This window comes from Streptomyces sp. NPDC016845 (assembly GCF_044332585.1).
In the GTDB taxonomy this organism is placed as follows: Bacteria; Actinomycetota; Actinomycetes; order Streptomycetales; family Streptomycetaceae; genus Streptomyces.
In genome coordinates, this window is record NZ_JBIRPI010000002.1 from 554,092 (window position 1) to 577,849 (window position 23,758).

Sequence of the window (23,758 nt, forward strand, 5' to 3'; positions counted from 1 at the left end):
TCACTGCGAGCCGCGGAACTCCGGGCCCTCCACGATCAGGCCCGCCACCAGCGCCCCCGACATGCCCGCGTGCGGCAGGCCGCCGCCGGGGTGCGACCAGCCGCCCACCGCGAACAGGCCCGGCAGCTCCGTCGTGTTCGCCGGGTGCAGCAGCTTGCCCCGCGCGGCGGCCAGCGCGGGCGCGGGGACCGCGCCGCCCATCGCTCCGGTCCCGTCGGCGATGTCGCGCGGCGTACGGACCTCGTGCCACAGGAGACGGTCGCGCAGGCCGGGCACGGCGCGCTCGGTGGCCGCGAGGACCGCCTCCACGTCGGCCTCGTCCACGCGCGCGTGAGGCGGCACGGTCACGATGACGGTGGCCGCCTCGTGCTCGGCGTCCGGGGCCTGGGCCGCCTCGCCGGGCCGCAGCACCGTCACCGTCGGTCTCGCGGGCCGCGGTCCGCCCTCGAACAGCCACGCGAGCTCGGCGCCCCGGTCCGCGCCGTGCACGACCGTGCGGTGCGGTACGTCCCCGGGCCGCGCCCCGCGCAGCGCCAGATGCACCGTAAGTCTGCTGGGCACGCCCGCTTCGGACCGGGCCGGGACCTCGCCCCGCAGAGCCCGGCCGGGGACCAGCGCGTCCAGCACGCTCGGCGCGACGCCCGCCACCACGAAGCCGGCGTCCTCGACGGCGCCCCCGGCCAGCTCGACACCGGCCGCGCGGCCGTCCTTCACGACGATCCGGGTGACGTCCGCGCCGAAGACGAACTCGACCCCGCGCTCCAGGCAGCGCGCGTACACCGCGTCCGCGAGCGCCCGCATGCCACCGGTCACCGCCCAGGTCCCGAAGGTCTGCTCCATGTACGGCAGCACGGCCGCGCTCGCCGGTGCCGTCCGGGGGTCGAGGCCGTGGGCCAGCGCGTACTGCTCCAAAAGCGCCACCAGGCGCGGTTCCCCGCCCAGCTCGAACGCGCCGATCTCGCTGAGCGTCGTCGCCGTCCGGTCCTTGCGGAGGAGCCGGCGCGCCGTCACCGCCGGGTACGGCTCGCGGCCGGCGAGCACCTGCCAGTTGGGCCACAGAGGCTCTTCGAGGAGCGGTCGCCGGGAACGGTCCCAGGCCTCCCGTGCCCGGTCCATGAACGCCGACCAGCGCGCGCCCGCGCCCGCGCCGACCGCCGCGTCCAGCGCCTCGGCGACACCCGCGCGGCGCGCGTTCGGCAGATCCGTCACCGTGCCGTCCGCGAAGACGTGCCGCACCGCCGGCTCGACCTGGGTGAGGCCGACCAGCTCCTCCAGGGGCTTCCGGCCCGTCTTGATGAACAGGTCGCGATAGACGGCGGGCAGGGGCAGCAGTCCGGGACCCGTGTCGAAGGCGAAGCCGTCGCGCTCGAGACGGCCGACGGCGCCCCCGTACGTCGACGCGCGCTCCAGGACCACCGGTCGGTGGCCCGCGACGGCCAGCCGAGCGGCGGCCGCCATGGCGCCGAGCCCCGCGCCGATCACCGCAATTCGTGCCATGCCAGGGACTTTATCGGCCGCCACCGACAGTGCCGCCCGCAGGTCACGGAGGCGGCGGACCCTCGCGCGCGAGGCGCTTGTCGGCCTGCTTCCGGGCGCGTCCGCGCAGGAACCGGCGGATGCGCCGGACGAGCAGGAACAGCGTCAGGAGGCCGAGGACGAGCAGCACCGCGGCGATGATCGCGGCCGCCTCGGGGTGGAACATCGCGAAGGTCACGATGCCACCGACGCCGAGATCCTCGGCAAGGCTGAGCACGAAGTTCGACGCCGGTTCGGGCGAGGTGTTGACCGCCATCCGCGTCCCGGCCTTCACCGCGTGGCTGGCCAGCGCCGTGGAGCCGCCGATCGCGCCCGCCGCCAGATCGGAGAGCGACCCGCTCTGCCCGGCGAGCAGCGCCCCGACGACCGCGCCCGACACCGGCCTGATCACGGTGTGCACGGTGTCCCACGCCGAGTCCACGTACGGGATCTTGTCGGCGACGGCCTCGCACAGGAAGAGCACACCGGCCGCGATCAGGACGTCCGGACGCTGCAGCGACTCGGGGACCTCGTCGGTCAGACCGGTCGCGCCGAAGACGCCGAGCAGCAGGACCACCGCGTACGCGTTGATGCCGCTCGCCCAGCCACTGGTGAAGACCAGGGGGAGTACGGACACGCGGAAGATCGTAACCAGCCGCGGACTCTCCGTGCCTGAGGATGAGCGCGCACGGCTGAGTATCCGTACTCAGAGGAGTAGTTGAGTAGGTGCGCGGATGGGTCATGACCTGCGCGGACGGAAGAGTGGTGGGCACGGAGAGGGGCGCGGCTCCGGTACCGCCGACACGGGGCGGCGGAACGGATGCGGCGCCCTTGGCCGCTCCTCTCACCTGTCAACGGGTGAGAGCGAGGCACGGGGGACCCGGGGGAGACCCACGGGGGAGTACGGGGGATGCGCCGGTCCGGTGAGGCCTGAACGACCACAGGCCCCGCCGGACCGGCGCTCTGTTCTCCGCGCGGGGTCAGGTCCGGCCCTTCAGCGGCTGGCCGCCGCCGACCCGCCCCTGCAGCAGCAGCGACAGCGCGGCGTGCACGTCGTCCAGGGAGCGCTCCGGCTGGAACGCCTGCCAGTCGAGAGCCGCCACCAGGACCATGCCGACCAGGGCCGCCGCCGTCAGCGGGACATCGATCTCGTCGCTCAGCTCGCCGTTCGCCACGGCGTCGCGCAGCACGCCCTCGACCACGGCCACCGCCTCCTGGCGCACCACGGCGAGCGTGGACTGCCAGGCGCGGTTGGTGCGCCACAGCTCGGCCACGTAGAGCTGGGTGAAGGCGGGGTACTCGTCGATGAAGACGAGACCCGCGCGGATCATCGCGTCCAGGGCGTCGACCTTGCTGCCGCCCCCCTCGTCCGTTCTGCGCGCCGCGTCCCGCAAGGAGGCGGTGAGCAGGCCGACGCCGTGCCGCAGCAGCTCCTCGAAGAGGACCGACTTGCTGGCGAAGTTGTAGTAGACGGTGCCCTTCGCGACCCCGGCGCGTTCGGCGATCTCGTCGACCGTCGTGGCGGAGAAGCCCTGCTCCGCGATGAGCGTGACAGCGGCCTCGTAGAGCTTCTGCCGGGTGGCCTGGCGCCGTGTGCTGCTTTCCATGGACCCGATTCTCACAGGCCGCCTTGTGGAGGCGCTCACAGGCTCAGCTCCGGGTGCAGCCGGTCGAGCGTCCACACCTGGCGGCGCCTGGCCGTCAGGGCGGTGAGCGCCAGGGCGCCGATCGTGAACGCGGCAAGGACGACGCACGCCTGCCATACGGGGCCGAGTCCGCCGCCGGAGATCAGCCGCCGCAGGGCTTCCACGACGTAGCTCATCGGCAGGTAGGGGTGGAGCGCGTTGAAGAATCCTGGGCTCGTCTGCACCGGGTAGGTGCCGCCCGCCGAGGTCAGCTGGAGCATCAGGAGGGCGAGGACGAGGATGCGGCCCGCCGCGCCGAAGCGGGCGTTCAGCCATTGCACGATCGCGGCGAAGCACGCCGTGACCAGGCACAGGAAGCCGACCGTCCCGGCCGCGTGCAGCATCTGGAGGCCGAGCGCCCAGTGCAGTACGGACATCAGGGCCGCCACCTGGAGCAGGCCGAGGGCGGCGACCGGCAGCCAGCCCGCGAGCGTCACGCGCCAGGACGAGGCGCCCAGGGCGAGCGCGCGCCGGTTCAGGGGCGCGATCAGCATGTAGGCGACCATGGCACCCACCCACAGGGACAGCGGGATGAAGTACGGGGCGAAGCCGGTGCCGTAATTGGGCGCCTTGTGCAGCGCGTGCGAGGCGAGCTGGACCGGGTCGGCCATCACGCCGGTGCGCTGGTCGCGGTCCTTCTTGTCGTAGTCGGGGATCTTCCGGACGCCGTCGTGCAGGCCGCCGGCCAGCTCGGTCGAGCCGTCGGCCAGCTTGAACATGCCGCCGTTCAGATCGTTCGCCCCGGTCTTCAGCGTGTCCACACCGGTGTCGAGCTCCGTGGCCCCGGTCTTCGCCGTGCCGAGCCCTGTGTGCAGTTTCCGGGCGCCCGTGGCGACCTGGCCCGCGCCCTTGTTGAGCTTGTTGATCTGCGCGACCGCGTTCTCCACGTCCTTGTCGAGTGTGGGGGCGCGCCGGGCCAGCTCCTCGGACTGCGTCTGGAGGGTCCTGAGGTGGCTGTCCATGAGCTTCAGGTCGCCGTGCTCGTCCTTGATGAGCGTGTCCAGGTCGTCGGAGACCGTGGCGACGTCGGCGGCGGCAGTCGTGGCCTTCTTCAGGTCCGGGCAGGCCGGGTCGTCTAGCGGCGCCTTCTCGCAGCGCGCCTCGTAGACGCCCGCGAGGAGGTCGGAGCCCGCGTGGGCGCCCTTGCGCGCGAGGGGGGCGGCCTTCACCAGGTCGTCGAGGTTGGCGCGGACGCCCCGCGCGGAGTCGGCGACGAGCCTGGCGGTGTCGCCGATCTGCTTCTTGCTGCCCTTCAGGAAGGGCAGCACCTGGTCGGCTGCACCGTTGACCTTGTCCGCGAGCTGCTGGGTGCCGCCGGAGACCTGTCGTGAACCCGTCTCCAGGTCGGCCGCGCCCTTGTCGAGCTTGGCCAGCCCTGTCGCCAGGTCGCCGCTGCCCTTCTTGGCGTCCTTCAGGCCGTCGGCCAGGTCCTTCGAGCCCTTCTTGGCCTTGCCGATGCCGCTCTCCAGGTCGTCCGCGCCCTTGGCCGCCTTCTGTGTCTCGTCATGAATGTCCGAGAACGAGACGAAGATCTTGTCGAGGAAGGACCGCGACGCGTTCGTGGACGCGGCGGAGCGGACCTCGGAGAACACCGTCCGGGAGATCTGGCCCACGATGTAGTTGTTCGCGTCGTTCGTACGCACCTGCAGGGCGCCGGTCTCGGGTGTGTCCCCGGAGCTGGACGCGATCCGCCTGCTGAGGTCCTTCGGCATGGTCAGCGACAGGTAGTACCTGCCGTCCTCGACGCCCCGCTCGGCCTCCTCCGCGCCGACCTCGTGCCATTGGAAGGTGTCGCTGTCGTGCAGCCCTTCGGTGATGTCGTCGCCCGCGGTGATCTTCTTGCCCGCGGCGGAGGCTCCCTTGTCGTCGTTGACGAGCGCCACGGGGATCTTGTCCAGGCGCCCGTACGGGTCCCAGAAGGACCACAGGTACAGCGCGCCGTAGAGGAGCGGGAGGAGCAGGAGCGCGACGAGCGCGGCGCGCGGCAGTCTGCCCCTGCCGAAGCGCCTCAGCTCAAGCGCGGCCAGCTTCGGCGAGCGCATCGGCCGCCTCCTTGTCGGTGGGTGTGGGCGTGGCCGTCACGGCGGTGGGCCGCGCGGGAGCGGTCGACACGACGACGTCCGCGTCGTCCGGCGCCCGGCTGCACACGGCGACGACCGTGGTGCCCGCCGCCGCGACGGCCCGCAGCTGGGCCCAGACCTCGGCCCGCTCGGTGTCCGCGAGCTTCAGGTCGGTGTCGTCCACGGCGATCACGAGCGGCTCGCCGGCCAGGGCGAGGGCCAGCGAGAGCCGCAGCGCCTCGACGCGCTCCAGGTCGCGGACGGCCGTCCGGGGGCCCTTGGGGAGGGCGTCGAGGTCGAGCCCCGCGGCGGCGAGGGCGGCGTCGGTCCGGTGGCGGGCCTCGGCCCTGCGCGCGGAGCGGGGGCGCAGCACCCCGCGCAGCAGCCCGCGCAGTGAACCGTCGAAGCGGCGTTGCAGCAGCGCCCTCTCCCGGATGTGCTCGGCGACGGTGAGCGCCGGGTCCAGATCGGTCACCCCGGGCACATGCGCGAGCGCGCTGACCCGTCGCACGGCCGACAGCTGCTTCGGCAGCCGCGATCCGGCCACGGTCGCGGTGCCCTCGGCGCTCCGCATACGTCCGGTCAGCGCGAGCAGCAGACAGGTGCGGCCGCTGCCGGACGGGCCCTCGACCGCGACGAGCGAGCCGGGCGCCGCGTCGATGTCGACGCCGCGGAAGACCCAACCGCGCGGTCCCCTCACCCCGAACCCCACGGCGGAGACGGCGGCTCCGCCCTCCGGACCTTCCATGATCGTGAACCCCCAAGCTTTTGCACTGACCGGTCAGTGCAAAAGCTACCCCGCGCCTCTGTGGGAAGCAAAAGGCCAGCTCAGAGCCGATTGTCAGTGGTACGCCCCACGATGGGTACATACGGCCACTGTGCCGTCACCCAGACGACAGGAGGTTCGTCATGGCCAGGTACCCCGCAGCCGCCGCACGCCGCCGCGCCACCACCGGCCCTGCCCCCTCACTGACGGGACCGGCGAGCGACGTCCACCCCGTGCTGCGCCGCGCGGGCGCCCCGCCCGCGGCCCTCGACCTGCTCGCCCAGGCCCGCGCCGGCCTGGAGGAGGCGGCCGTCCTCGAACCGCCGAACGAGCGGTACGCGACGGCCCACCTCGCCGCGCTGCGCACCGCCGCCGCCGTGCTCGCCGCGCGGGGCCGCCCCGAGGCCACGCCCAAGCGCCGCGCCAGGATCCGCAGCGCCTGGGAAGTACTCCCCGAGATAGCCCCCGAGCTGGCCGACTGGGGCGCCCTGTTCGCCTCCGGAGCCGATCGCCGCGCCCGCGCGGAAGCGGGCATACGCGGCGCGGCCAGCGCCCGCGACGCCGACGATCTGCTGCGCGACGTCGCGATGTTCCTGCGCCTGGTCGAGCGGATGCTCGTCCTGCAGCCGGTCCTGCCCCAGCAGCGCCGCGAGGACGGCCTGCGCGAGGTGGACAGGGAGGTGTCCGACGCCGGGTGACCAGCGCGGGCGCCGCCGCACGGGCATGGCAGGACGGCCCGCCCCGGCCCATTAGGCTGGAGGCGCCCCAACCTGTTCACGACGAGGAGTCAGCTGCCGTGTCGGACCCGTCGCGCCACCCCGTCTCCCACCCTCGAACGGCGACGCCGCACACCGACCCCTCGCGCTCCCGCGCCTCTCTGCGCACCGCCGTGGTCTGGGAGGTCCTCAAGGACGCCCTCGACGACCGCGCCGAGACCGGCGGGCGGCCCGAGCTGAAGGTTCTCGACACCGGAGGGGGCAGCGGCAACTTCGCGGTGCCCGTCGCCCGTCTCGGCCACCACGTCACCGTCGTCGACCCCAGCCCGAACGCGCTGTTCGCGCTGGAGCGCCGGGCCGCCGAGGCCGGCGTGGCCGACCGGGTGCGCGGCGTCCAGGGCGACATCTCCGGCCTGTTCGACGTCGTCGAGCGCGACGCCTACGACGCGGTCCTGTGCCACGGCGTCCTGGAGTACGTCGAGGAGCCCACGGAGGGGGTGCGCAACGCGGTGGGCGCGCTGCGTACCGGTGGCGTCCTCAGCCTGCTCGCCGCGGGCCTCGGCGGCGCCGTCCTCGCGCGGGCCCTCGCCGGGCACTTCAAGGAGGCCCGGCAGGCGCTCGACGACCCGGCGGGCCGCTGGGGCGAGGGCGACCCGGTGCCCCGCCGCTTCACCGCCGAGCAGCTCTCCGGGCTCGTCGGCGACGCGGGCGTGGACGTCGGCGCGGTGCACGGCGTACGGGTCTTCGCCGACCTCGTCCCCGGGGTCCTCGTGGACACCGAACCGGGCGCCTTCCAGGAGCTGGTGAAACTGGAGGCGGCCGCCGCCGAACTCCCCGCCTTCCACGCGGTGGCCACGCAGTTGCATGTGCTCGGTGCGAAGCGCGCGGCGGACGGGGCCTGAGCGACTCCGGTCGCCCGTCGCTGATCAGCGACGCAGCGGCAGATGGAGTACGCCACAGGCCCCCCGATCGGGCGTGTGTCGCCGTATGATCGGGGTAGACCGTCCGGCATGACGGGTCGGCCGCTGGGGAATGACGCTCAGTGAGCCGGAGCGGCGTGGCGCGGTCCGGAATGGTGAAGTTGGCGTAGAGGGGCGGGTTTCACGGGGGCGATTCCCTGCCTATCCTGAAGGGGACCCCCGGTCGCCCCGGCGACTGCACGATGAGGAGGACTCCGTGCCGCTCTCGGAGCACGAGCAGCGAATGCTCGAGCAAATGGAGCGAGCGCTGTACGCCGAAGATCCTAAGTTCGCGACAGCGCTTGAGGGAAGCGGGCTGCGTACGTACACCCGACGTCGGGTCTACCAGGCAGTCGCGGGCTTCCTGGTGGGTATCGCGCTCCTCATGGCTGGAATGGTCGCGCAGCAGATCTGGATCAGTGTGGTGGGGTTCCTCGTCATGCTGGGGTGTGCGGTGCTCGCCGTCACAGGGTGGCGCAAGGCCCCCAAGCCAGGCGAACAACCGGCGGGGGCGGTGCCAGGCGCACCGGCCGCCCAACGCCAGTCCAAACCCAAGCGGTCGATGATGGACCGGATCGAGCAGCGCTGGCAGCGCCGTCGTGACGAGCAGGGCGGCCGCTGAGCGGCTCCGCCGCATCGGCCTCGCATCGTTGACGTACGGAAAGGGTGACCGCCCGAGGCGGTCACCCTTTCCGCGCGATCTCGTCAGCCCTCCTGGCCCGACGGGCGGGACCAGCGGGTCCGCAGCCCCGCCGTGAAGGATCCCCAGCGCTCGGCCAGCGCCCAGATCACCCGGACGGCCGAGCGCGGCAGCAGCGTCGCACTCAGGCGCGTCCAGCCGCTCGCCTTCGCGTGCAGATCGGCGTACACGTGCCGTACGTCCTCGCCCAGACCGAAGACGGGGAGCGGCCGCGGCGCGTAGAGCACCTGCTCCACCGCCGACGCCACCCGCTGGACCGCCGCGGTGGCCGCCGGGGACAGCTCCCCGATCCGCACGATGCGCTCCGCCGCCTTGCGTGGGGTGAGCGAGTCGTCCGGGGCGATGCCGTAGTCCCACGCCGTGTCCGTGACCTCACGCCAGGCCGCCAGTGTGCGCGGTCCGGCATCGGCCGCCGTACGGCCAGGCGTGGCGAGACGGCGCGTGCGGACCCCCTTGCGCCACATCATCGGCGCCAGGGTCACCGAGGCGACCAGCAGGACGCCCAGGCTGATCAGCAGGGACCAGAGAAGAGGGAAGTCGTCGTCCGGTGGGCCGCCCACGATCGCCGGGCCCGTGTTGCCGCAGGAGCCGTCCTTGAGCTGGGCCGCCGAGCAGCTCTGCGACGACGACGGCTGGGAGGCCGAGGGCGCCGAGGAGGCGGACTCGGCGGGCGCCGCCGGATCGCTCGGGCTGCCGACCGGGGTGTCGTCCTGCGTGTACTGCGGGACCGTGCCACGGTTCGGTGTCGGCTCGAAACGGGTCCAGCCCACACCCTCGAAGTACAGCTCCGGCCAGGCGTGCGCGTCGCGCAGCCCTACCGAGTAGGTGCCGTCGCCCGCCGGTGAGCCGGGCGTGAAGCCGACCGCCACGCGCGCGGGGATGCCGAGCGTTCTGGCCATCGCCGCCATCGAGAAGGAGAAGTGGACGCAGAAGCCCTCCTTCTGCTTCAGGAACCGGGCTATGGCGCTGGACCCGCTGCCTGCCTGCACCTCGGTGTTGTAGGTGAACCCGCCGTTCACCGCGAACCAGTCCTGCAGTTCGACCGCGCGCTCGTAGTTGTCGGACGCGCCCGCCGTGACCCGCAGCGCGGTCGAGCGCACCACGTCCGGCAGTGAGCCGGGGACCTTGGTGAACTCGCGCGCCAGCTCGCTGGGCGGCTCCCCGGCGTTGGCCAGCTGCGCCGCCGTCGGCTGCACGATCATGCTGCTCACGGTGTACGACTTCCCGCGCGTGGTCTGCCCGTGGTCGCCCACCAGGGTCCGGCCGACCTGCTCGAACCGCCAGCGTCCGTCGATCGAGACCTTCGTCGCGGGGTACGGCATCGGCAGCCAGTCCTGCTGGTACCAGTCGGCCGCCGAGATCCGGGTGGTGATCTCGGTCCTGCCGATGTCCGCGCCGAGCCCCGGCGGGTTCGGCAGCGGGTTCGGGACGTCGGTGATGCTGCGCACCGAGGGGCGCCAGGTGGTGCCGTCGAACTCGTCGAGCGAGACGATCCGCAGATACATGTCGGACGTCTGCTCGGCGTTGGTCCGGTACGTCATCACCGTCCGGTCCTCCGGCTGGTTCAGGCTGTTCTGCAGCGAGACCAGCGGATTGACCGCGGAGATGGTGCCACCGCTCCCCGACCCCTGGCCCACACCGGTGCCGGAGGAGCCCAGGAGGCCGCCGTCGATCGCGAGCCACGGGGAGAGGGGCACGAGCACGGCGATACCGAGGGCGACGGCGCCGATGCGGCGGCCGGTGCGGACCGGGGCGACCGCGCCGCCCCCGCCGCCCTGGCCCGGCGCGCCGCCGCCGGGCACGCGCCCGGTGCCGCCGAAGACGCGGCCCCACTGCGAGAGCCGGTCGCGGCTCTCCGCGAGCAGCAGCAGGAGGTAGCCGCCCGCGGCGAGCAGGAACCAGAACCAGTCGGTCCCGCCGTCGGAGAGCCCGGCGGCGACCGAGTACAACGCGAGCAGCGGCAGACCGGCCGGCGCGGCGCTGCGGAACGTCACCGCCAGCATGTCCACGAGCAGCCCGATCGCCAGCGCGCCGCCCACCAGCATCAACCGGATGCCGTCGGTCAGCGGCGCCGGGATCATGTACCGGCCTATGTCGTCGCCGCCGGACTCCAGGACGAGCCCGAAGTGCCGGAACGCATCGGGGCCCGGGACGATCGCGCCGAGCGCCTGCTCGTGCGCGAAGACGAGCGTGAGCAGCAGCAGGGAGACCAGCGCCTGGGCGGCGACCGTCAGCGGCCGTGCGAGCGGGACCCTGCGGGCCGCCGCGCCGACCGCCGCCTGGATGATCAGCAGGATCGCGGCCTGGATGATCCAGGTGGCCCTGTCGACCAGGGGCAGCAGCGAGCACGAGGCCAGGAACGTGGCCAGTGTCGCGCAGACCGAGAGACGCGCGCCGCCGCTCATGACCAGCCTCCTGTGCTGCCCGGTGCCGTGACGGCTCCCGTGCGCTCCCGGTCCGCCTGGCGCCACGTGTCGACGACGGACGCGCCGGGCCGCACGACGACCGCGGTCCAGCCCGCCTCCCGCAGCATGCGCAGCCGCTCCGCGCACTGCTGCGAGAGGGGCGCCCCGGCACCCTGCGCCCAGGAGGCGCTGTCCATGAGGAAGGCGACGGCGCCGCCGCTGCGCTGCCGCATCCTGGCGGCCACGCCGGCCTGTTCCTCGTCCAGGTCGCCGAAGAAGGCGACAAGGAGGCCCTCGTTGCCGCCGCGCAGGACGTCATAGGCCGCCGAGAGCGTGTACGCGTCGGAGTGGTCGACGACCGCGAGCGTGTCCATCATCAGGCCCGCAGCGTCCGCCGACTCCTGCCCCGCGCCCGCGAAGCCCTCCGTGTGCTCGCCCGGCACCGCGTTGCCCGTGTCGGTCAACAGGCGGACGGAGAAACCCCGCTCCAACATGTGGACCAGGGCGGAGGCGGTGCCGGACACCGCCCACTCGAAGGCCGAGTCCGGGCCCGCGCCCTGGAAGGCCACCGCGCGCGTGTCGAGCAGCACCGTGCAGCGGGCCCGCTGCGGCTGCTCCTCGCGGCGCACCATCAGCTCGCCGTACCGGGCCGTCGAACGCCAGTGGACGCGGCGCAGATCGTCCCCGTACCGGTACCCGCGCGGGATCACGTCGTCCTCGCCGGCCAGGGCGAGCGAGCGCTGCCGCCCGTCCCCGTACCCCTTGGCCTCGCCCGCGAGCCGCACCGGCGGCAGCGGCTCCACGCGCGGGATCACCGTCAGGGTGTCGTACGTGGAGAAGGACCGGGTCAGCTCGCACATGCCGAAGGGGTCGGTGAGGCGCAGTTGCAGCGGGCCCAGCGGGTAGCGGCCGCGCAGGTCCGAGCGGACCCGGTAGGACACCTCGCGGCGACCGCCCGCCTCGACCCGGTCGAGGACGAAGCGGGGCCGCGGCCCGAGCACGTACGGCACCCGGTCCTGGAGCATCAGCAGCCCCGTGGGCAGCCGCGAGATGTTGTCCATCCGCAGGTGCACACGCGCCTCCGAACCGGCGGGCACGCGCGCGGGGGAGAGGCGGCGGCTGCCCGCGACCCGGTAGCGGGTGCGGTACAGGACGCCCGCGCAGACCAGCGGCAGCGCCGCGAGCAGCAGACCGACCCGGAGCAGATCGTTCTGGCCCAGGACGTACGCGCAGATCGCGGCGGCGATCCCGGCCGCGAGGAAGGACCGGCCCCGCGTGGTCAGCCCGGCCAGGGCGGTGCGCAGGCCGCTCTTGTCGCCCTTGTCGTTCGTCGCGCCGTCCCCGCCGGTGAAACCGCCCCCGGGGTCCGGCGCCGGATACCCCCCTGCCGTCATCACAGCCCCCGGGCGCCGGGCGGCTGCTGGCTGTAGATCGAGGCAGGGGCGGGATAGCCGGGCGCGCGCGTGTCGGCCGCCGGGACCGGGGTGCGCTGCAGGATGTCCAGGACGACCTGCTCGGCCGTGCGCCGGTTCAACTGGGCCTGCGCGGTCGGCAGCAGACGGTGCGCCAGGACCGCGACGGCCAGCGCCTGCACGTCGTCCGGCAGCGCGTACTCCCGGCCGCTGAGCGCAGCCGACGCCTTGGCCGCCCGCAACAGGTGCAGCGTCGCGCGCGGGGACGCCCCGAGTCTGAGATCCGGGTGCGTGCGCGTGGCGGCGACCAGGTCCACCGCGTAGCGCCGTACCGCGTCGGCGACGTGGACCGTGCGCACCGCGTCGACGAGCTTCACGATGTCGTGCGCGTGCGCCACCGGCTGCAGATCGTCCAGGGGCGAGGCGCCGCCGTGGATGTCGAGCATCTGCAGCTCGGCCTCCGGGCTCGGATAGCCGATGGAGACGCGGGCCATGAAGCGGTCGCGCTGGGCCTCGGGCAGCGGATAGGTGCCCTCCATCTCGACCGGGTTCTGGGTGGCCACCACCATGAAGGGGCTGGGCAGTTCGTAGGTGTTGCCGTCGATGGTGACCTGGCGCTCCTCCATGGACTCCAGGAGCGCCGACTGGGTCTTGGGCGACGCGCGGTTGATCTCGTCGCCGATCACGATCTGCGCGAAGATCGCCCCCGGCTTGAACTCGAAGTCCCGGCGCTGCTGGTCCCAGATCGACACCCCGGTGATGTCCGAGGGCAGCAGGTCCGGCGTGAACTGGATACGCCGCACCGAACAGTCGATGGAGCGCGCCAGCGCCTTGGCGAGCATGGTCTTGCCGACGCCCGGCACATCCTCGATGAGCAGATGGCCCTCGGCGAGCAGCACGGTCAGCGAAAGCCGTACGACCTCCGGCTTGCCCTCGATCACACCCTCCACCGACTGGCGCACACGCTCCGCGGTGGTGGTCAGATCAGTGAGGCTCGCTCGATCGTCATAGGTCGTCACCCGGCCCTCCTCGGCCCGTACATTCCCGGGCCGACGCTCTGTGACGCGGACCGGCCCACCCCGAAACACGGACACCACGCGCGAAAAGTTCCGAAGCTCGCGCGGGGTGCCACACATGCATTCTTGTTGGCGTTACCGGTTCGTGTCACTCGCCTGTGGACAACTGGCCGCGATATGTCGGGTTTCAGCGGGGCTTGATCTCCCGCAGCCGCCCGGTCTTCACGTCGAAGACGAAACCGCGCACGTCGTCGGTGTGCAGCAGGAAGGGAGAGGTGCGCACCTTCTCGATGGACTGGCGCACGTCCTGGTCGACGTCCCGGAACCCCTCGACGGCCCAGGTCGGACGCTGGCCGACCTCCAGCTCCAAGTCGTTGCGGAACTCCTCGCTGAGCCCTTCCAGACCGCAGCCGCTGTGATGTATGAGGACCACGCTGCGGGTGCCGAGAGCGCGCTGGCTGATGGTGAGGGAGCGGATCACGTCATCGGTCACGACACCGCCCGCGTTGCGGATGGTGTGGCAGTCACCGAGTTCCAGACCGAGAGCGGCGTGCAGGTCGAGGCGGGCGTCCATGCACGCGACGACGGCGACGTGGAGGACGGGCCGTGCGTCCATGCCGGGGTCGGTGAACGCGTCGGCGTACCGCGCGTTCGACTCGACGAGACGGTCGGTCACGGTGGCGCCCTGTATGGCGTCGTCGGAGCTGGGGCTGGAAGCGGCAGGCGTCGTCATGGTGACGACGGTAATGGTCGCGGGGGGCCGGGGCCCGCTTTGGGGCGGCACAAAGAGCGGTGTCGGCCCCTGTTGTGAGGTAACCCACAGGGACGCGCGGACCCCGGCCGAACAGGTGAAAAGGCGGGGCGCGCGCCATCCGGCCGACGCGCCCGGCGACGCGCAGGCCGGTTGATTGACCGAGGGGCGCCGTGGACTAAAGTGACGCCGAACCCCGATAAATCGAAGCAACACGGAGATCCCGGCGCTGCCGGACGCTCCCCGCGTGCGCGGCGCGTACGTACGGCTCGGCCTCCTCCCGCTCGGGTCGGCCGGCGTCACTTCCCCGGCGCCGACGGACCGCTTTCCCCTTCACGAGCGGGCGGGGACCCGGCAGTGCGTGCGTGAGCGCCCGCCGGACCTGAGAGGGCCCCTTGAGTCAGCGACACGTTCCGGTGATGCTCCAGCGCTGCCTGGACCTGTTGGCCCCGGCCCTGGCCGAGCCCGGAGCAGTCGTCGTCGACTGCACGCTCGGGCTCGGCGGCCACAGCGAGGCCCTCCTCTCCACGTTCCCCTCCTGCCGCCTGGTCGCCCTCGACCGCGACAAGGAGGCGCTGCGCCTGTCCGGGGAGCGCCTCGCCCGCTTCGGCGACCGCGCCACCCTCGTGCACGCCGTCTACGACGAACTGCCCGAGGTCCTCGACCGGTTGGAGATCCCGCGCGTCCAGGGCGTCCTGTTCGACCTCGGCGTCTCCTCCATGCAGCTCGACGAGGCCGACCGCGGCTTCGCCTACGCCCAGGACGCGCCCCTGGACATGCGCATGGACCAGACGACCGGGATGAGCGCCGCCGAGGTCCTCAACACGTACCCGCCGGGCGACCTGGTGCGCATCCTGCGCCAGTACGGCGAGGAGAAGCAGGCCAAGCGCATCGTCTCGGCCGTCGTGAGGGAGCGCGACAAGGAGCCGTTCAGCAACAGCGCCCGGCTCGTCGAACTGATCCGCGACTCCCTGCCGCAGGCCGCCAAGCGCACCGGCGGCAACCCCGCCAAGCGCACCTTCCAGGCCCTGCGCATCGAGGTCAACGGCGAACTGAGCGTCCTGGAGCGCGCCGTTCCGGCGGCCGTGCAGGCGCTCGCGGTGGGCGGCCGGATCGCCGTCCTGTCCTACCACTCGCTCGAGGACCGGCTGGTCAAGCAGGTCTTCGCGGCGGGCGCCGCCACCACGGCCCCGCCCGGACTGCCCGTCGTCCCCGAGCGTTACCAGCCCCGGCTCAAGCTGCTCACCCGCGGCGCCGAACTCCCCACGGAGGAAGAGGTCGCCGAGAACCGCCGGGCCGCTCCGGCACGGCTGCGGGGTGCGCAGCGCATCCGCGAGGAGGTCGCCGAGTGAGGCACGCGCGCGTGGAGAGGTGGTCATGACCGCCAGGAGCGGCTCGAACGACGCGAGGAACTCCAGGAGCGCCAAAGGTTCTACGGGCGCCAAGAACCCCGGGAGGCCGAAGAAGGCCGCCGGGCCCCCGCGCGGGCGCGCCGCCCGCCTCGCGCGGCTCGTCCCGGTCTCCCCGGCGGGCGGCGCCCAGGCCGCCCGGACCCCGTTCGTCCTCCTCGTCGTCCTGCTGCTCGGCGGCGGACTGATCACCCTGCTCGTGCTGAACTCCTCGCTCAACGAAGGATCGTTCAAACTGAGCAGGCTCAAGAAGCAGACCACCGAGCTCACCGACGACGAGCAGCAGCTCCAGCGTGAGGTCGACTCCTACTCGGCGCCCGACGCCCTCCAGCGCCGCGCCAGGGAGCTCGGCATGGTCCCGGGCGGCGACCCCGCCTTCCTCGACCCGAACGGCACGGTGCGCGGCGTACCGAAGAAGGCCGCGTACTCCACGCCGCTGTACCAGCAGGCGCCCGTGCCGCCGCGGACCACGGCCGGGCTCCCGAGCGCGCCTCCGTCGCCGGTCGCGCCGATCGTGCCGCCCGCGCCGATGACGTCCTTTGTGACGGACCCCGCCGCGACAGCGTCCGCAGCGACGAACCCCGCCGCGACAGCCCCCGCCGATACGGCCCCCGCTCCTTCGAACCCCGGCAGGTGACGCCATGACCGACAGGGAGCCTCCGCGCCGCCGCGTGCCAGGACCCGCGCGCGGCGGCGGACCGTCGCCCCGCCCCGCCCCGCAGCGGCGCCCCGGGCCGGGCGCACGCCCCGCGGCACGGCGCCCGCGCCCCTCGTCCGCGAAGGGCCGCACCCCACTGCGCCTGGGCAGCCCCCGGCCCCGCCTGCGGATGGTGAGCCTGGGCCTCACGCTCGTCCTCATGGTCTTCGTCGTCCGGCTCTTCCAGGTGCAGGGCGTCGACGCGAACGCGTACGCCGCGCGGGCCGAGCTGAATCGCTACGTCAGCCACACCATCGCCGCCGAGCGCGGCGGCATCACCGACCGCAGGGGCGTCTCCCTCGCGACCAGCGTGGACGCGTACGACATCACCGCGGACCCGACCCTGTTCACCGAGAAGGCCACCGGTCTGAAGGACGCCCCCGAGCAGGCGGCGGCGCTCCTCGCGCCGATCGTCGGGGGCGACGCGGACGCGATCGCGAAGAAGCTGCGGACCAGGAAGACCCGGTACGTGCGCCTTGCCGCGCGGCAGACGCCGCAGGTCTGGAAGCAGATCAAGGACCTCAGGTCGACGCTGAACGACAAGGCCAACGCCGAGGGCCGCGAGGCCAGCGTCCTGTCCGGCGTGCTCGCCGACCCCAGCAGCAAACGCGTCTATCCGAACGGCGACCTCGGCGCCGGGATACTGGGCTGGGTCAGCGCCGACGGCAAGGGCGGCGGCGGTGTCGAGCAGCAGCTCGACAAGGAGCTCGCGGGCAAGGACGGCAAGATCCGCTACGCCCAGTCGGGCGGACAGCAGGTGCCGACCGCCGGCAGCACCGAGCAGCCCGCGGTGGCCGGCTCCGACGTCGAGCTGACCATCGACCGCGACATCCAGTGGGCCGCGCAGGACGCGATCACCGAGCAGGTGAAGAAGTCCGGCGCCGACCGCGGCTACGTCATAGTGCAGGACACGCGAACCGGCGAGGTCCTGGCCATGGCGAACGCACCCGGCTTCGACCCCAACGACCTCTCGGACGCCAGCCCGGCGGCGCTCGGCAACGCGGCGCTGCAGGACGCGTACGAGCCCGGATCCACCGCCAAGGTCATGTCGATGGCGGCGATCCTGGAGGAGAACGCGGCGACGCCCCTGACCCACGTCACCGTCCCCAACCGGCTGCACCGCGGCGACCGGCTCTTCCAGGACGACATCGACCACGAGACCTGGCACCTCACGCTCAACGGCGTCCTCGCCAAGTCCAGCAACATCGGCACGATCCTCGCCACCGGCGAGCTCGGCGAGACCCAGCCGCAGGCCAACCGGGTGCTCCACTCGTACCTGAGCAAGTTCGGCATCGGCGAGCAGAGCGGTCTCGGTTTCCCCGGCGAGACCTCCGGCATCCTCGCGCCGGCGAACAAGTGGTCGACGTCGCAGCAGTACACGATCCCGTTCGGACAGGGCTTCTCCATCAACGCCATGCAGGCGGCCTCCGTCTACTCGACCATCGCCAACGGCGGCGTACGGATCGAGCCGACGCTGGTGCGCGGCGCGAAGGACGCGGACGGCCGGTTCCGGCCCGCGCCCCGTCCCAAGGAGACGCGGGTCGTCAGCGCGAAGACGGCGAAGGCGGTCGCCAGGATGCTGGAGTCCGTCGTCGACGACGAGGAAGGCACCGGAACCAAGGCGCGCATCCCCGGCTACCGTGTCGCGGGCAAGACCGGTACGGCCAACCGCGTGGATCCGGCCACCGGCCGCTACAAGGGGTACACGTCGTCCTTCGCCGGGTTCGCGCCCGCCGACAAGCCGCGCGTCACCGTCTACTGCGCCATCCAGAACGCCACCAAGGGCAGTTACTTCGGCGGCCAGATCTGCGGCCCCATCTACAAGCAGGTCATGGAGTTCGCGCTGAAGACCCTCCAAGTACCGCCCACGGGCGCCGAGTCCGCCCGGTTGCCCGTCTCGTTCAAGCCATGACGGCCGGGAACCGCCGTGTCCATGATCACCTCACCCTCACCAGACAGCCTGAGAGCTCGTGACAACCATCACCTCCGACTCCGGGAACCAGCTCCCGCCACGCCCCTCGCTTCGCCGAGCGGGCCCCGCGCCCGGTACGCTCACCGCCGTGCCACACGCTGATCAGTCCCAAACCACCCTGAAGGGCGCACCCGTGACATACCCCGGGCCGCCGCGGCCGGTCGAGGTCTCCGCCACACCCCTCGCGGAACTGGCAGATCAGCTGGGGGTCCCCGTACCCGGGGCCGCCGACGCGGGGGAGAGCGGCCCGAGCGTCTCGGGCATCACCCACGACTCCCGCGCGGTCCGCCCGGGCGACCTGTACGCGGCCCTGCCGGGCGCCCGCGCGCACGGCGCCGACTACGCCGCCCAGGCCGCCACGCTCGGCGCGGTCGCCGCCCTCACCGACCCGGCCGGCGCGGACCGCGTCGTCGAGGCCGGGCTCGTCCCGCTCGTCGTGGACGACCCGCGCGCGCGGATGGGCGAACTGGCCGCCACCATCTACGGCCACCCGGGCACGGGCCTGCTCCAGCTCGGCATCACCGGCACGTCCGGCAAGACCACCACCGCGTACCTCGTCGAGGGCGGTCTGAAGTCGGTCCGCTCCACCGGGCTCATCGGTACGGTCGAGATGCGCATCGGCGACGAGCGCATCAAGTCCGAGCGCACCACCCCCGAAGCCACCGACCTCCAGGCGCTGTTCGCGGTCATGCGCGAGCGCGGCGTCGACGCCGTCGCCATGGAGGTCTCCAGCCACGCCCTCGTGCTCGGCCGGGTCGACGGCTGCGTCTTCGACGTCGGCGTCTTCACCAACCTCAGCCCGGAGCACATGGAGTTCCACTCCGACATGGAGGACTACTTCCGGGCGAAGGCGCAACTGTTCACACGCGCACGCAGCAAACAGGGCGTCGTGAACTTCGACGACGAGTACGGCCGCCGGCTCGTCCGCGAGTCCGCGTCCTCGGGGTTCCCCGTCGTCACCTTCTCGGCGGAGGGCCACCCCGACGCCGACTGGCGCGCCGAGGACGTCGAAGTGGGGCCGCTCGGCTCCACGCTGACCGTCGTGAGCCCCAAGGGCGAGCGGTTCGCCGCCAAGGCGCCGCTGCCGGGCGCCTTCAACGTCGCGAACACCCTCGCCGCGATCGTCACCCTCGCCGTCGCCGGGATCGACCCGCAGACCGCCGCCGACGGCGTCGCCGCCGTCCCCGGCGTACCGGGCCGCCTGGAGCGCGTGGACGCGGGCCAGGAGTACCTCGCGGTCGTCGACTACGCGCACAAGACCGACGCCGTCGAGTCCGTCCTGCGGGCCCTGCGCAAGGTCACCGGGAACAAGCTGCACATCGTGCTCGGCTGCGGCGGCGACCGGGACAAGACCAAGCGGATGCCGATGGGCGCCGCCGCCGCGCGGTTCGCCGACACGGCCATTCTCACCTCCGACAACCCGCGCTCCGAGGACCCCCTCGCGATCCTCGCCACGATGCTGGCCGGCGCCGCGGACGTGCCCGCGCACGAGCGCGGCGACGTCGCGGTCTTCGAGGACCGGGCCGCCGCCATCGCCGCCGCCGTCGCGCGCGCACGGCCCGGCGACACGGTGCTCGTGGCGGGCAAGGGCCACGAGCAGGGCCAGGACATCGCCGGGGTGGTGCGTCCCTTCGACGACCGCCAGGTGCTTCGCGAAGCCATCGAGCAGACCCAGGGATGAAGTTGTGATCGCCCTCTCCCTCGCCGAGATCGCCTCAGCTGTCGGCGGGCAGACCTACGACATACCGGACGGTCAGGTCCGGGTCACCGGCCCGGTCGTCATCGACTCGCGCAAGGTCGAGACCGGCAGCCTGTTCGCCGCGTTCGCCGGTGAGCGCGTGGACGGCCACGACTACGCGCGCGAGGTCGTCGACAAGGGAGCGGCCGCCGTCCTGGCGTCCCGCCCCGTCGGCGTGCCCGCCATCGTCGTCGACGACGTGCAGGCCGCGCTCGGCGCGCTCGCCCAGCACGTGGTCGAGCGGCTCGGCGCCACCCTGGTCGCGCTGACCGGCTCGGCCGGCAAGACCAGCACCAAGGACCTGATCGCCCAGGTGCTCGGCAGCAAGGCGCCCACCGTCTTCACGCCCGGCTCCTTCAACAACGAGATCGGCCTGCCGCTGACCGCCCTGTCCGCCACCGACGAGACGAAGTTCCTCGTCCTGGAGATGGGCGCCCGCGGCAAGGGCCACATCCGGTACCTGACGGGCCTCACGCCGCCGCGCGTCGGCGTCGTCCTCAACGTCGGCAGCGCCCACATCGGCGAGTTCGGCGGCAAGGAGCAGATCGCGGAAGCGAAGGGTGAGCTCGTCGAGTCGCTCCCCGCCGACGGCACCGCGATCCTCAACGCCGACGACCCCCTCGTACGGGCCATGCAGTCCCGTACGAGGGCCAAGGTGCTCCTCTTCGGAGAGTCCTCGGAAGCCGACGTCCGTGCCGAGAATGTCCGGCTCACGGAGAACGGGCAGCCCGCCTTCAGCCTTCACACACCCTCCGGGTGCAGCGAAGTGACCTTGCGCCTGTACGGTGAGCACCACGTGTCGAACGCGCTCGCCGCGGCCGCCGTCGCCCATGACCTTGGCATGTCCGCCTCGGAGATCGCGCTCGCGCTCTCCGAGGCGGGCTCCCTGTCCCGCTGGCGGATGGAGGTCACCGAGCGTCCGGACGGCGTCACGATCGTCAACGACGCCTACAACGCGAACCCCGAGTCCATGCGAGCCGCCTTGCGCGCGCTCGTGGCAATGGGCGAGGCCCGGCGGGCAGAGGGGGGTCGTACGTGGGCGGTGCTCGGGCACATGGCCGAGCTCGGCGACGAGTCGCTGGCCGAGCACGACGCGGTCGGACGGCTCGCCGTCCGGCTCAACGTCAGCAAGCTCGTGGCAGTCGGGGGCAGGGAAGCGTCCTGGCTGCGACTGGGCGCCTATAACGAGGGTTCGTGGGGTGAGGAGTCGGTGCACGTGTCCGACGCACAGGCGGCGGTCGACCTGTTGCGCAGCGAGCTGCGCCCGGGTGACGTCGTGCTCGTGAAGGCCTCCAGGTCGGTGGGCCTGGAGAGCGTGGCACAGGCGCTGCTCGAGGGCGAGGTCGATGCCCGATGATGAAGCAGATCCTCTTCGCGGGCGTCATCGGTCTGTTCCTGACGCTGGTCGGCACACCCCTGCTGATCAAGCTCCTCGCCCGCAAGGGCTACGGCCAGTACATCCGTGACGACGGCCCGCGCGAGCACCACAGCAAGCGCGGTACGCCGACCATGGGTGGTATCGCCTTCATCCTGGCGACCCTCATCGCGTACTTCCTGTCCAAGCTGATCACCGGCGCGAGCCCGACCCTGTCGGGTCTCCTCGTGCTCGGTCTGATGGCGGGCATGGGCCTGGTCGGCTTCCTCGACGACTACATCAAGATCGTCAAGCGCCGCTCGCTCGGTCTGCGGGCCAAGGCGAAGATGGCGGGCCAGCTGATCGTCGGTATCGCGTTCGCGGTGCTGTCTCTGCAGTTCGCGGACGCCCGGGGGCAGACCCCGGCCTCGACCCGGCTCTCCTTCGTGGAGGACTTCGGCTGGACGATCGGCCCGGTGCTCTTCGTCGTCTGGGCGCTGTTCATGATCCTCGCGATGTCGAACGGCGTGAACCTCACCGACGGCCTCGACGGCCTCGCCACCGGCGCCTCCGTGATGGTCTTCGGCGCCTACACCTTCATCGGCGTCTGGCAGTTCCAGGAGTCCTGCGCCAACGCGCAGACCCTCACCAACCCAGCGGCGTGTTTCGAGGTCAGAGACCCACTCGACCTGGCAGTGGTCGCATCGGCCCTGATGGGCGCCTGCTTCGGCTTCCTGTGGTGGAACACCTCGCCCGCCAAGATCTTCATGGGTGACACCGGCTCGCTCGCCCTCGGCGGCGCCCTCGCCGGTCTCGCGATCTGCTCGCGCACCGAACTGCTGCTCGCCCTGCTCGGCGGCCTCTTCGTGATGATCACCATGTCCGTGGTCATCCAGGTCGGCTCCTTCAAGATGACCGGCAAGCGCGTCTTCCGCATGGCGCCACTCCAGCACCACTTCGAACTGAAGGGGTGGTCCGAAGTCCTTGTCGTGGTCCGGTTCTGGATCATCCAGGGCATGTGCGTGATCGTCGGACTCGGCCTCTTCTACGCAGGATGGGCAGCCAAGAAGTGACTTCCGGTCAGGGTCCCTGGCAGGGGACGGCCATCACCGTCGCCGGTCTTGGCGTGAGCGGCCTCAGCGCCGCCCGCGCCCTGGCCGGCCTCGGCGCGTCGGTCACCGTCGTGGACGGCGGCGACGGCCCCGCCCAGCGCGAAAAAGCGGCTCTTCTTAAAGAAGAGGGCATCGCCGTACGCCTCGGGGATGCCGAAACGCTGCCCGAGGGCACCGACCTTGTCGTCACGTCACCGGGCTGGAAGCCGGCCTCACCCCTGTTCGCCGCGGCCGCCGAGGCGGGCGTGGACGTCATCGGTGACGTGGAGCTCGCCTGGCGCCTCCGCGGCCCCGACGCGGCGCCCTGGCTCGCCATCACCGGTACCAACGGCAAGACCACGACGACGCAGATGCTCGCCTCGATCCTGACGGCGGCGGGCAAGCGCACGGCAGCCGTCGGCAACATCGGCACGCCGATCGTGGACGTCGTCCTGGAGGGCGACGACGCCTACGACGTCCTCGCCGTGGAGCTGTCCTCGTACCAGCTGCACTGGGCGCCCTCCCTGCGCGCCCACTCCGCGGCCGTCCTCAACCTCGCGCCCGACCACCTCGACTGGCACGGCTCCATGGAGGCGTACGCCGCCGACAAGGGCCGGATCTACGAGGGCAACCAGGTCGCCTGCGTCTACAACACCGCCGACAAGGCCACCGAGGACCTGGTCCGCGAGGCCGACGTCGAGGAGGGCTGCCGCGCCATCGGCTTCACCCTGGGCACGCCAGGACCCTCCGAGCTCGGCGTCGTCGAGGGCATCCTCGTCGACCGGGCCTTCGTCGAGGACCGCCGGAAGAACGCCCAGGAGCTGGCCGAGGTCGCCGACGTGCACCCGCCGGCCCCGCACAACGTCGCCAACGCCCTCGCGGCGGCGGCCCTCGCCCGCGCCTACGGCGTCGAACCGGCCGCCGTCCGTGACGGACTGCGCGCCTTCACCCCCGACGCCCACCGCATCGCGCACGTCGCAGACGTCGCCGAGGTGGCCTACGTGGACGACTCCAAGGCGACCAACACCCACGCCGCGCAGGCGTCGTTGGCCGCGTACGAGTCGATCGTGTGGATCGCCGGCGGGCTCGCCAAGGGCGCCACCTTCGACGAGCTGGTCACCGGCGCGGCGAAGCGGCTGCGGGGCGTCGTCCTGATCGGCGCGGACCGGGCCCTGATCCGCGAAGCCCTGGAGCGACACGCCCCGGAAGTACCGGTCGTCGACCTCGACCGGACCGACACTGGGGCGATGTCCGCGGCGGTCCGGGAGGCGGCGCGGCTCGCCCGCCCGGGAGACACCGTCCTGATGGCCCCGGCCTGCGCGTCGATGGACATGTTCACGAACTACAACAAGCGTGGCGAGGCGTTCGCGGAAGCGGTCCGCGAACTGGGCGCCACCAGCGTCTGACGGTACCTTCGGGTGCCCGGTGACGCCGGGCACCCTCGGGAGGGGAACGTGGCAGCGCACCAGCGAACGCAGAGCCCGTACTGCGGCTCACCCTGGGGGAGCGGCA

General features: G+C 72.4%; 19 protein-coding genes. 10 read left to right on the forward strand and 9 right to left on the reverse strand.

The features are described from left to right. The 5 genes from ACH4RC_RS08610 to ACH4RC_RS08630 all read right to left on the reverse strand — a co-directional run bounded on the left by ACH4RC_RS08610 (window position 1) and on the right by ACH4RC_RS08630 (window position 6,008). Window positions 1–1,497 (reverse strand): phytoene desaturase family protein, encoded by a 1,497-nt coding sequence (locus ACH4RC_RS08610; protein WP_398197038.1) that lies wholly within the window; start codon window positions 1,495–1,497, stop codon window positions 1–3. A 43-nt stretch (window positions 1,498–1,540) separates the two neighbouring features. Next, window positions 1,541–2,152 (reverse strand): DUF4126 domain-containing protein, encoded by a 612-nt coding sequence (locus tag ACH4RC_RS08615; RefSeq protein WP_398197040.1) that lies wholly within the window; start codon window positions 2,150–2,152, stop codon window positions 1,541–1,543. A 343-nt stretch (window positions 2,153–2,495) separates the two neighbouring features. Beyond that, window positions 2,496–3,122, reverse strand: a complete 627-nt coding sequence (locus ACH4RC_RS08620) for a TetR/AcrR family transcriptional regulator (RefSeq protein ID WP_398197042.1) — start codon at window positions 3,120–3,122, stop codon at window positions 2,496–2,498. A 35-nt stretch (window positions 3,123–3,157) separates the two neighbouring features. Next, window positions 3,158–5,242, reverse strand: a complete 2,085-nt coding sequence (locus tag ACH4RC_RS08625; protein ID WP_398197045.1) for a YhgE/Pip family protein — start codon at window positions 5,240–5,242, stop codon at window positions 3,158–3,160. Beyond that, window positions 5,214–6,008: an ATP-binding cassette domain-containing protein gene (locus ACH4RC_RS08630; RefSeq protein ID WP_398197047.1), complete on the reverse strand. Its 795-nt coding sequence runs from the start codon at window positions 6,006–6,008 to the stop codon at window positions 5,214–5,216. Before ACH4RC_RS08630 ends, ACH4RC_RS08625 begins: the two co-directional genes overlap by 29 nt. Before the next feature lie 161 nt (window positions 6,009–6,169). Between ACH4RC_RS08630 and ACH4RC_RS08635 the strand changes: the two genes are divergently transcribed. The 3 genes from ACH4RC_RS08635 (at window position 6,170) to ACH4RC_RS08645 (ending at window position 8,323) form a co-directional block, all read left to right on the forward strand. After that, the gene (locus tag ACH4RC_RS08635) at window positions 6,170–6,724 is read left to right on the forward strand and encodes an SAV_6107 family HEPN domain-containing protein (protein WP_398197050.1); all 555 of its coding nucleotides are present in this window, start codon (window positions 6,170–6,172) and stop codon (window positions 6,722–6,724) included. 98 nt (window positions 6,725–6,822) lie between these two features. Beyond that, window positions 6,823–7,644 carry a methyltransferase gene (locus tag ACH4RC_RS08640; RefSeq protein WP_398197052.1) on the forward strand — a complete coding sequence of 274 codons (822 nt, stop codon included), beginning with the start codon at window positions 6,823–6,825 and terminating at the stop codon, window positions 7,642–7,644. A gap of 274 nt (window positions 7,645–7,918) precedes the next feature. Continuing rightward, window positions 7,919–8,323, forward strand: a complete 405-nt coding sequence (locus ACH4RC_RS08645; RefSeq protein WP_398197054.1) for a DUF3040 domain-containing protein — start codon at window positions 7,919–7,921, stop codon at window positions 8,321–8,323. Between the two features lie 83 nt (window positions 8,324–8,406). Here ACH4RC_RS08645 and ACH4RC_RS08650 read toward each other — a convergent pair whose 3' ends face one another. The 4 genes from ACH4RC_RS08650 to ACH4RC_RS08665 all read right to left on the reverse strand — a co-directional run bounded on the left by ACH4RC_RS08650 (window position 8,407) and on the right by ACH4RC_RS08665 (window position 13,967). Beyond that, window positions 8,407–10,806 (reverse strand): DUF3488 and DUF4129 domain-containing transglutaminase family protein, encoded by a 2,400-nt coding sequence (locus tag ACH4RC_RS08650; RefSeq protein WP_398197057.1) that lies wholly within the window; start codon window positions 10,804–10,806, stop codon window positions 8,407–8,409. After that, window positions 10,803–12,200: a DUF58 domain-containing protein gene (locus ACH4RC_RS08655; protein WP_398197059.1), complete on the reverse strand. Its 1,398-nt coding sequence runs from the start codon at window positions 12,198–12,200 to the stop codon at window positions 10,803–10,805. Before ACH4RC_RS08655 ends, ACH4RC_RS08650 begins: the two co-directional genes overlap by 4 nt. Then, the gene (locus ACH4RC_RS08660; protein WP_398197061.1) at window positions 12,200–13,237 is read right to left on the reverse strand and encodes an AAA family ATPase; all 1,038 of its coding nucleotides are present in this window, start codon (window positions 13,235–13,237) and stop codon (window positions 12,200–12,202) included. Before ACH4RC_RS08660 ends, ACH4RC_RS08655 begins: the two co-directional genes overlap by 1 nt. Window positions 13,238–13,421: 184 nt before the next feature. Further along, entirely contained in the window at window positions 13,422–13,967 is a 546-nt protein-coding gene (locus ACH4RC_RS08665; RefSeq protein ID WP_398197063.1) for a beta-class carbonic anhydrase, read from the reverse strand. A 413-nt stretch (window positions 13,968–14,380) separates the two neighbouring features. Here ACH4RC_RS08665 and rsmH point away from each other — a divergent pair, with 413 nt between their 5' ends. From rsmH to murD, 7 genes are read left to right on the forward strand one after another with little or no spacing between them, the layout of a single operon-like run. Beyond that, complete coding sequence (rsmH, locus tag ACH4RC_RS08670; RefSeq protein WP_398197065.1) at window positions 14,381–15,337, forward strand: 16S rRNA (cytosine(1402)-N(4))-methyltransferase RsmH; 957 nt, start codon at window positions 14,381–14,383, stop codon at window positions 15,335–15,337. 25 nt (window positions 15,338–15,362) lie between these two features. Then, window positions 15,363–16,031 carry a septum formation initiator family protein gene (locus tag ACH4RC_RS08675; protein WP_398197067.1) on the forward strand — a complete coding sequence of 223 codons (669 nt, stop codon included), beginning with the start codon at window positions 15,363–15,365 and terminating at the stop codon, window positions 16,029–16,031. Window positions 16,032–16,035: 4 nt separating this feature from the next. Further along, the gene (locus tag ACH4RC_RS08680) at window positions 16,036–18,003 is read left to right on the forward strand and encodes a peptidoglycan D,D-transpeptidase FtsI family protein (protein ID WP_398197070.1); all 1,968 of its coding nucleotides are present in this window, start codon (window positions 16,036–16,038) and stop codon (window positions 18,001–18,003) included. Window positions 18,004–18,061: 58 nt separating this feature from the next. Beyond that, the gene (locus tag ACH4RC_RS08685) at window positions 18,062–19,744 is read left to right on the forward strand and encodes a UDP-N-acetylmuramoyl-L-alanyl-D-glutamate--2,6-diaminopimelate ligase (RefSeq protein WP_398197073.1); all 1,683 of its coding nucleotides are present in this window, start codon (window positions 18,062–18,064) and stop codon (window positions 19,742–19,744) included. Between the two features lie 4 nt (window positions 19,745–19,748). Continuing rightward, window positions 19,749–21,158: a UDP-N-acetylmuramoyl-tripeptide--D-alanyl-D-alanine ligase gene (murF, locus tag ACH4RC_RS08690; protein ID WP_398197075.1), complete on the forward strand. Its 1,410-nt coding sequence runs from the start codon at window positions 19,749–19,751 to the stop codon at window positions 21,156–21,158. After that, complete coding sequence (gene mraY / locus ACH4RC_RS08695; RefSeq protein WP_398197078.1) at window positions 21,155–22,228, forward strand: phospho-N-acetylmuramoyl-pentapeptide-transferase; 1,074 nt, start codon at window positions 21,155–21,157, stop codon at window positions 22,226–22,228. Before murF ends, mraY begins: the two co-directional genes overlap by 4 nt. Further along, window positions 22,210–23,652 carry a UDP-N-acetylmuramoyl-L-alanine--D-glutamate ligase gene (gene murD, locus ACH4RC_RS08700; RefSeq protein WP_398197080.1) on the forward strand — a complete coding sequence of 481 codons (1,443 nt, stop codon included), beginning with the start codon at window positions 22,210–22,212 and terminating at the stop codon, window positions 23,650–23,652. The genes mraY and murD overlap by 19 nt, the downstream gene beginning before the upstream one ends. Window positions 23,653–23,758 lie beyond the last annotated feature (106 nt).

Coding starts and splice junctions, on each gene's coding strand:
- ACH4RC_RS08635 (WP_398197050.1), top strand. CDS start 6,170: ATGGCCAGGTACCCCGCAGCCGCCGCACGCCGCCGCGCCACCACCGGC.
- ACH4RC_RS08655 (WP_398197059.1), bottom strand. CDS start 12,200: ATGACGGCAGGGGGGTATCCGGCGCCGGACCCCGGGGGCGGTTTCACC.
- mraY (WP_398197078.1), top strand. CDS start 21,155: ATGATGAAGCAGATCCTCTTCGCGGGCGTCATCGGTCTGTTCCTGACG.
- ACH4RC_RS08630 (WP_398197047.1), bottom strand. CDS start 6,008: ATGGAAGGTCCGGAGGGCGGAGCCGCCGTCTCCGCCGTGGGGTTCGGG.
- murD (WP_398197080.1), top strand. CDS start 22,210: ATGGGCAGCCAAGAAGTGACTTCCGGTCAGGGTCCCTGGCAGGGGACG.
- ACH4RC_RS08620 (WP_398197042.1), bottom strand. CDS start 3,122: ATGGAAAGCAGCACACGGCGCCAGGCCACCCGGCAGAAGCTCTACGAG.
- ACH4RC_RS08680 (WP_398197070.1), top strand. CDS start 16,036: ATGACCGACAGGGAGCCTCCGCGCCGCCGCGTGCCAGGACCCGCGCGC.
- ACH4RC_RS08610 (WP_398197038.1), bottom strand. CDS start 1,497: ATGGCACGAATTGCGGTGATCGGCGCGGGGCTCGGCGCCATGGCGGCC.
- ACH4RC_RS08675 (WP_398197067.1), top strand. CDS start 15,363: ATGACCGCCAGGAGCGGCTCGAACGACGCGAGGAACTCCAGGAGCGCC.
- ACH4RC_RS08625 (WP_398197045.1), bottom strand. CDS start 5,242: ATGCGCTCGCCGAAGCTGGCCGCGCTTGAGCTGAGGCGCTTCGGCAGG.
- ACH4RC_RS08665 (WP_398197063.1), bottom strand. CDS start 13,967: ATGACGACGCCTGCCGCTTCCAGCCCCAGCTCCGACGACGCCATACAG.
- ACH4RC_RS08650 (WP_398197057.1), bottom strand. CDS start 10,806: ATGAGCGGCGGCGCGCGTCTCTCGGTCTGCGCGACACTGGCCACGTTC.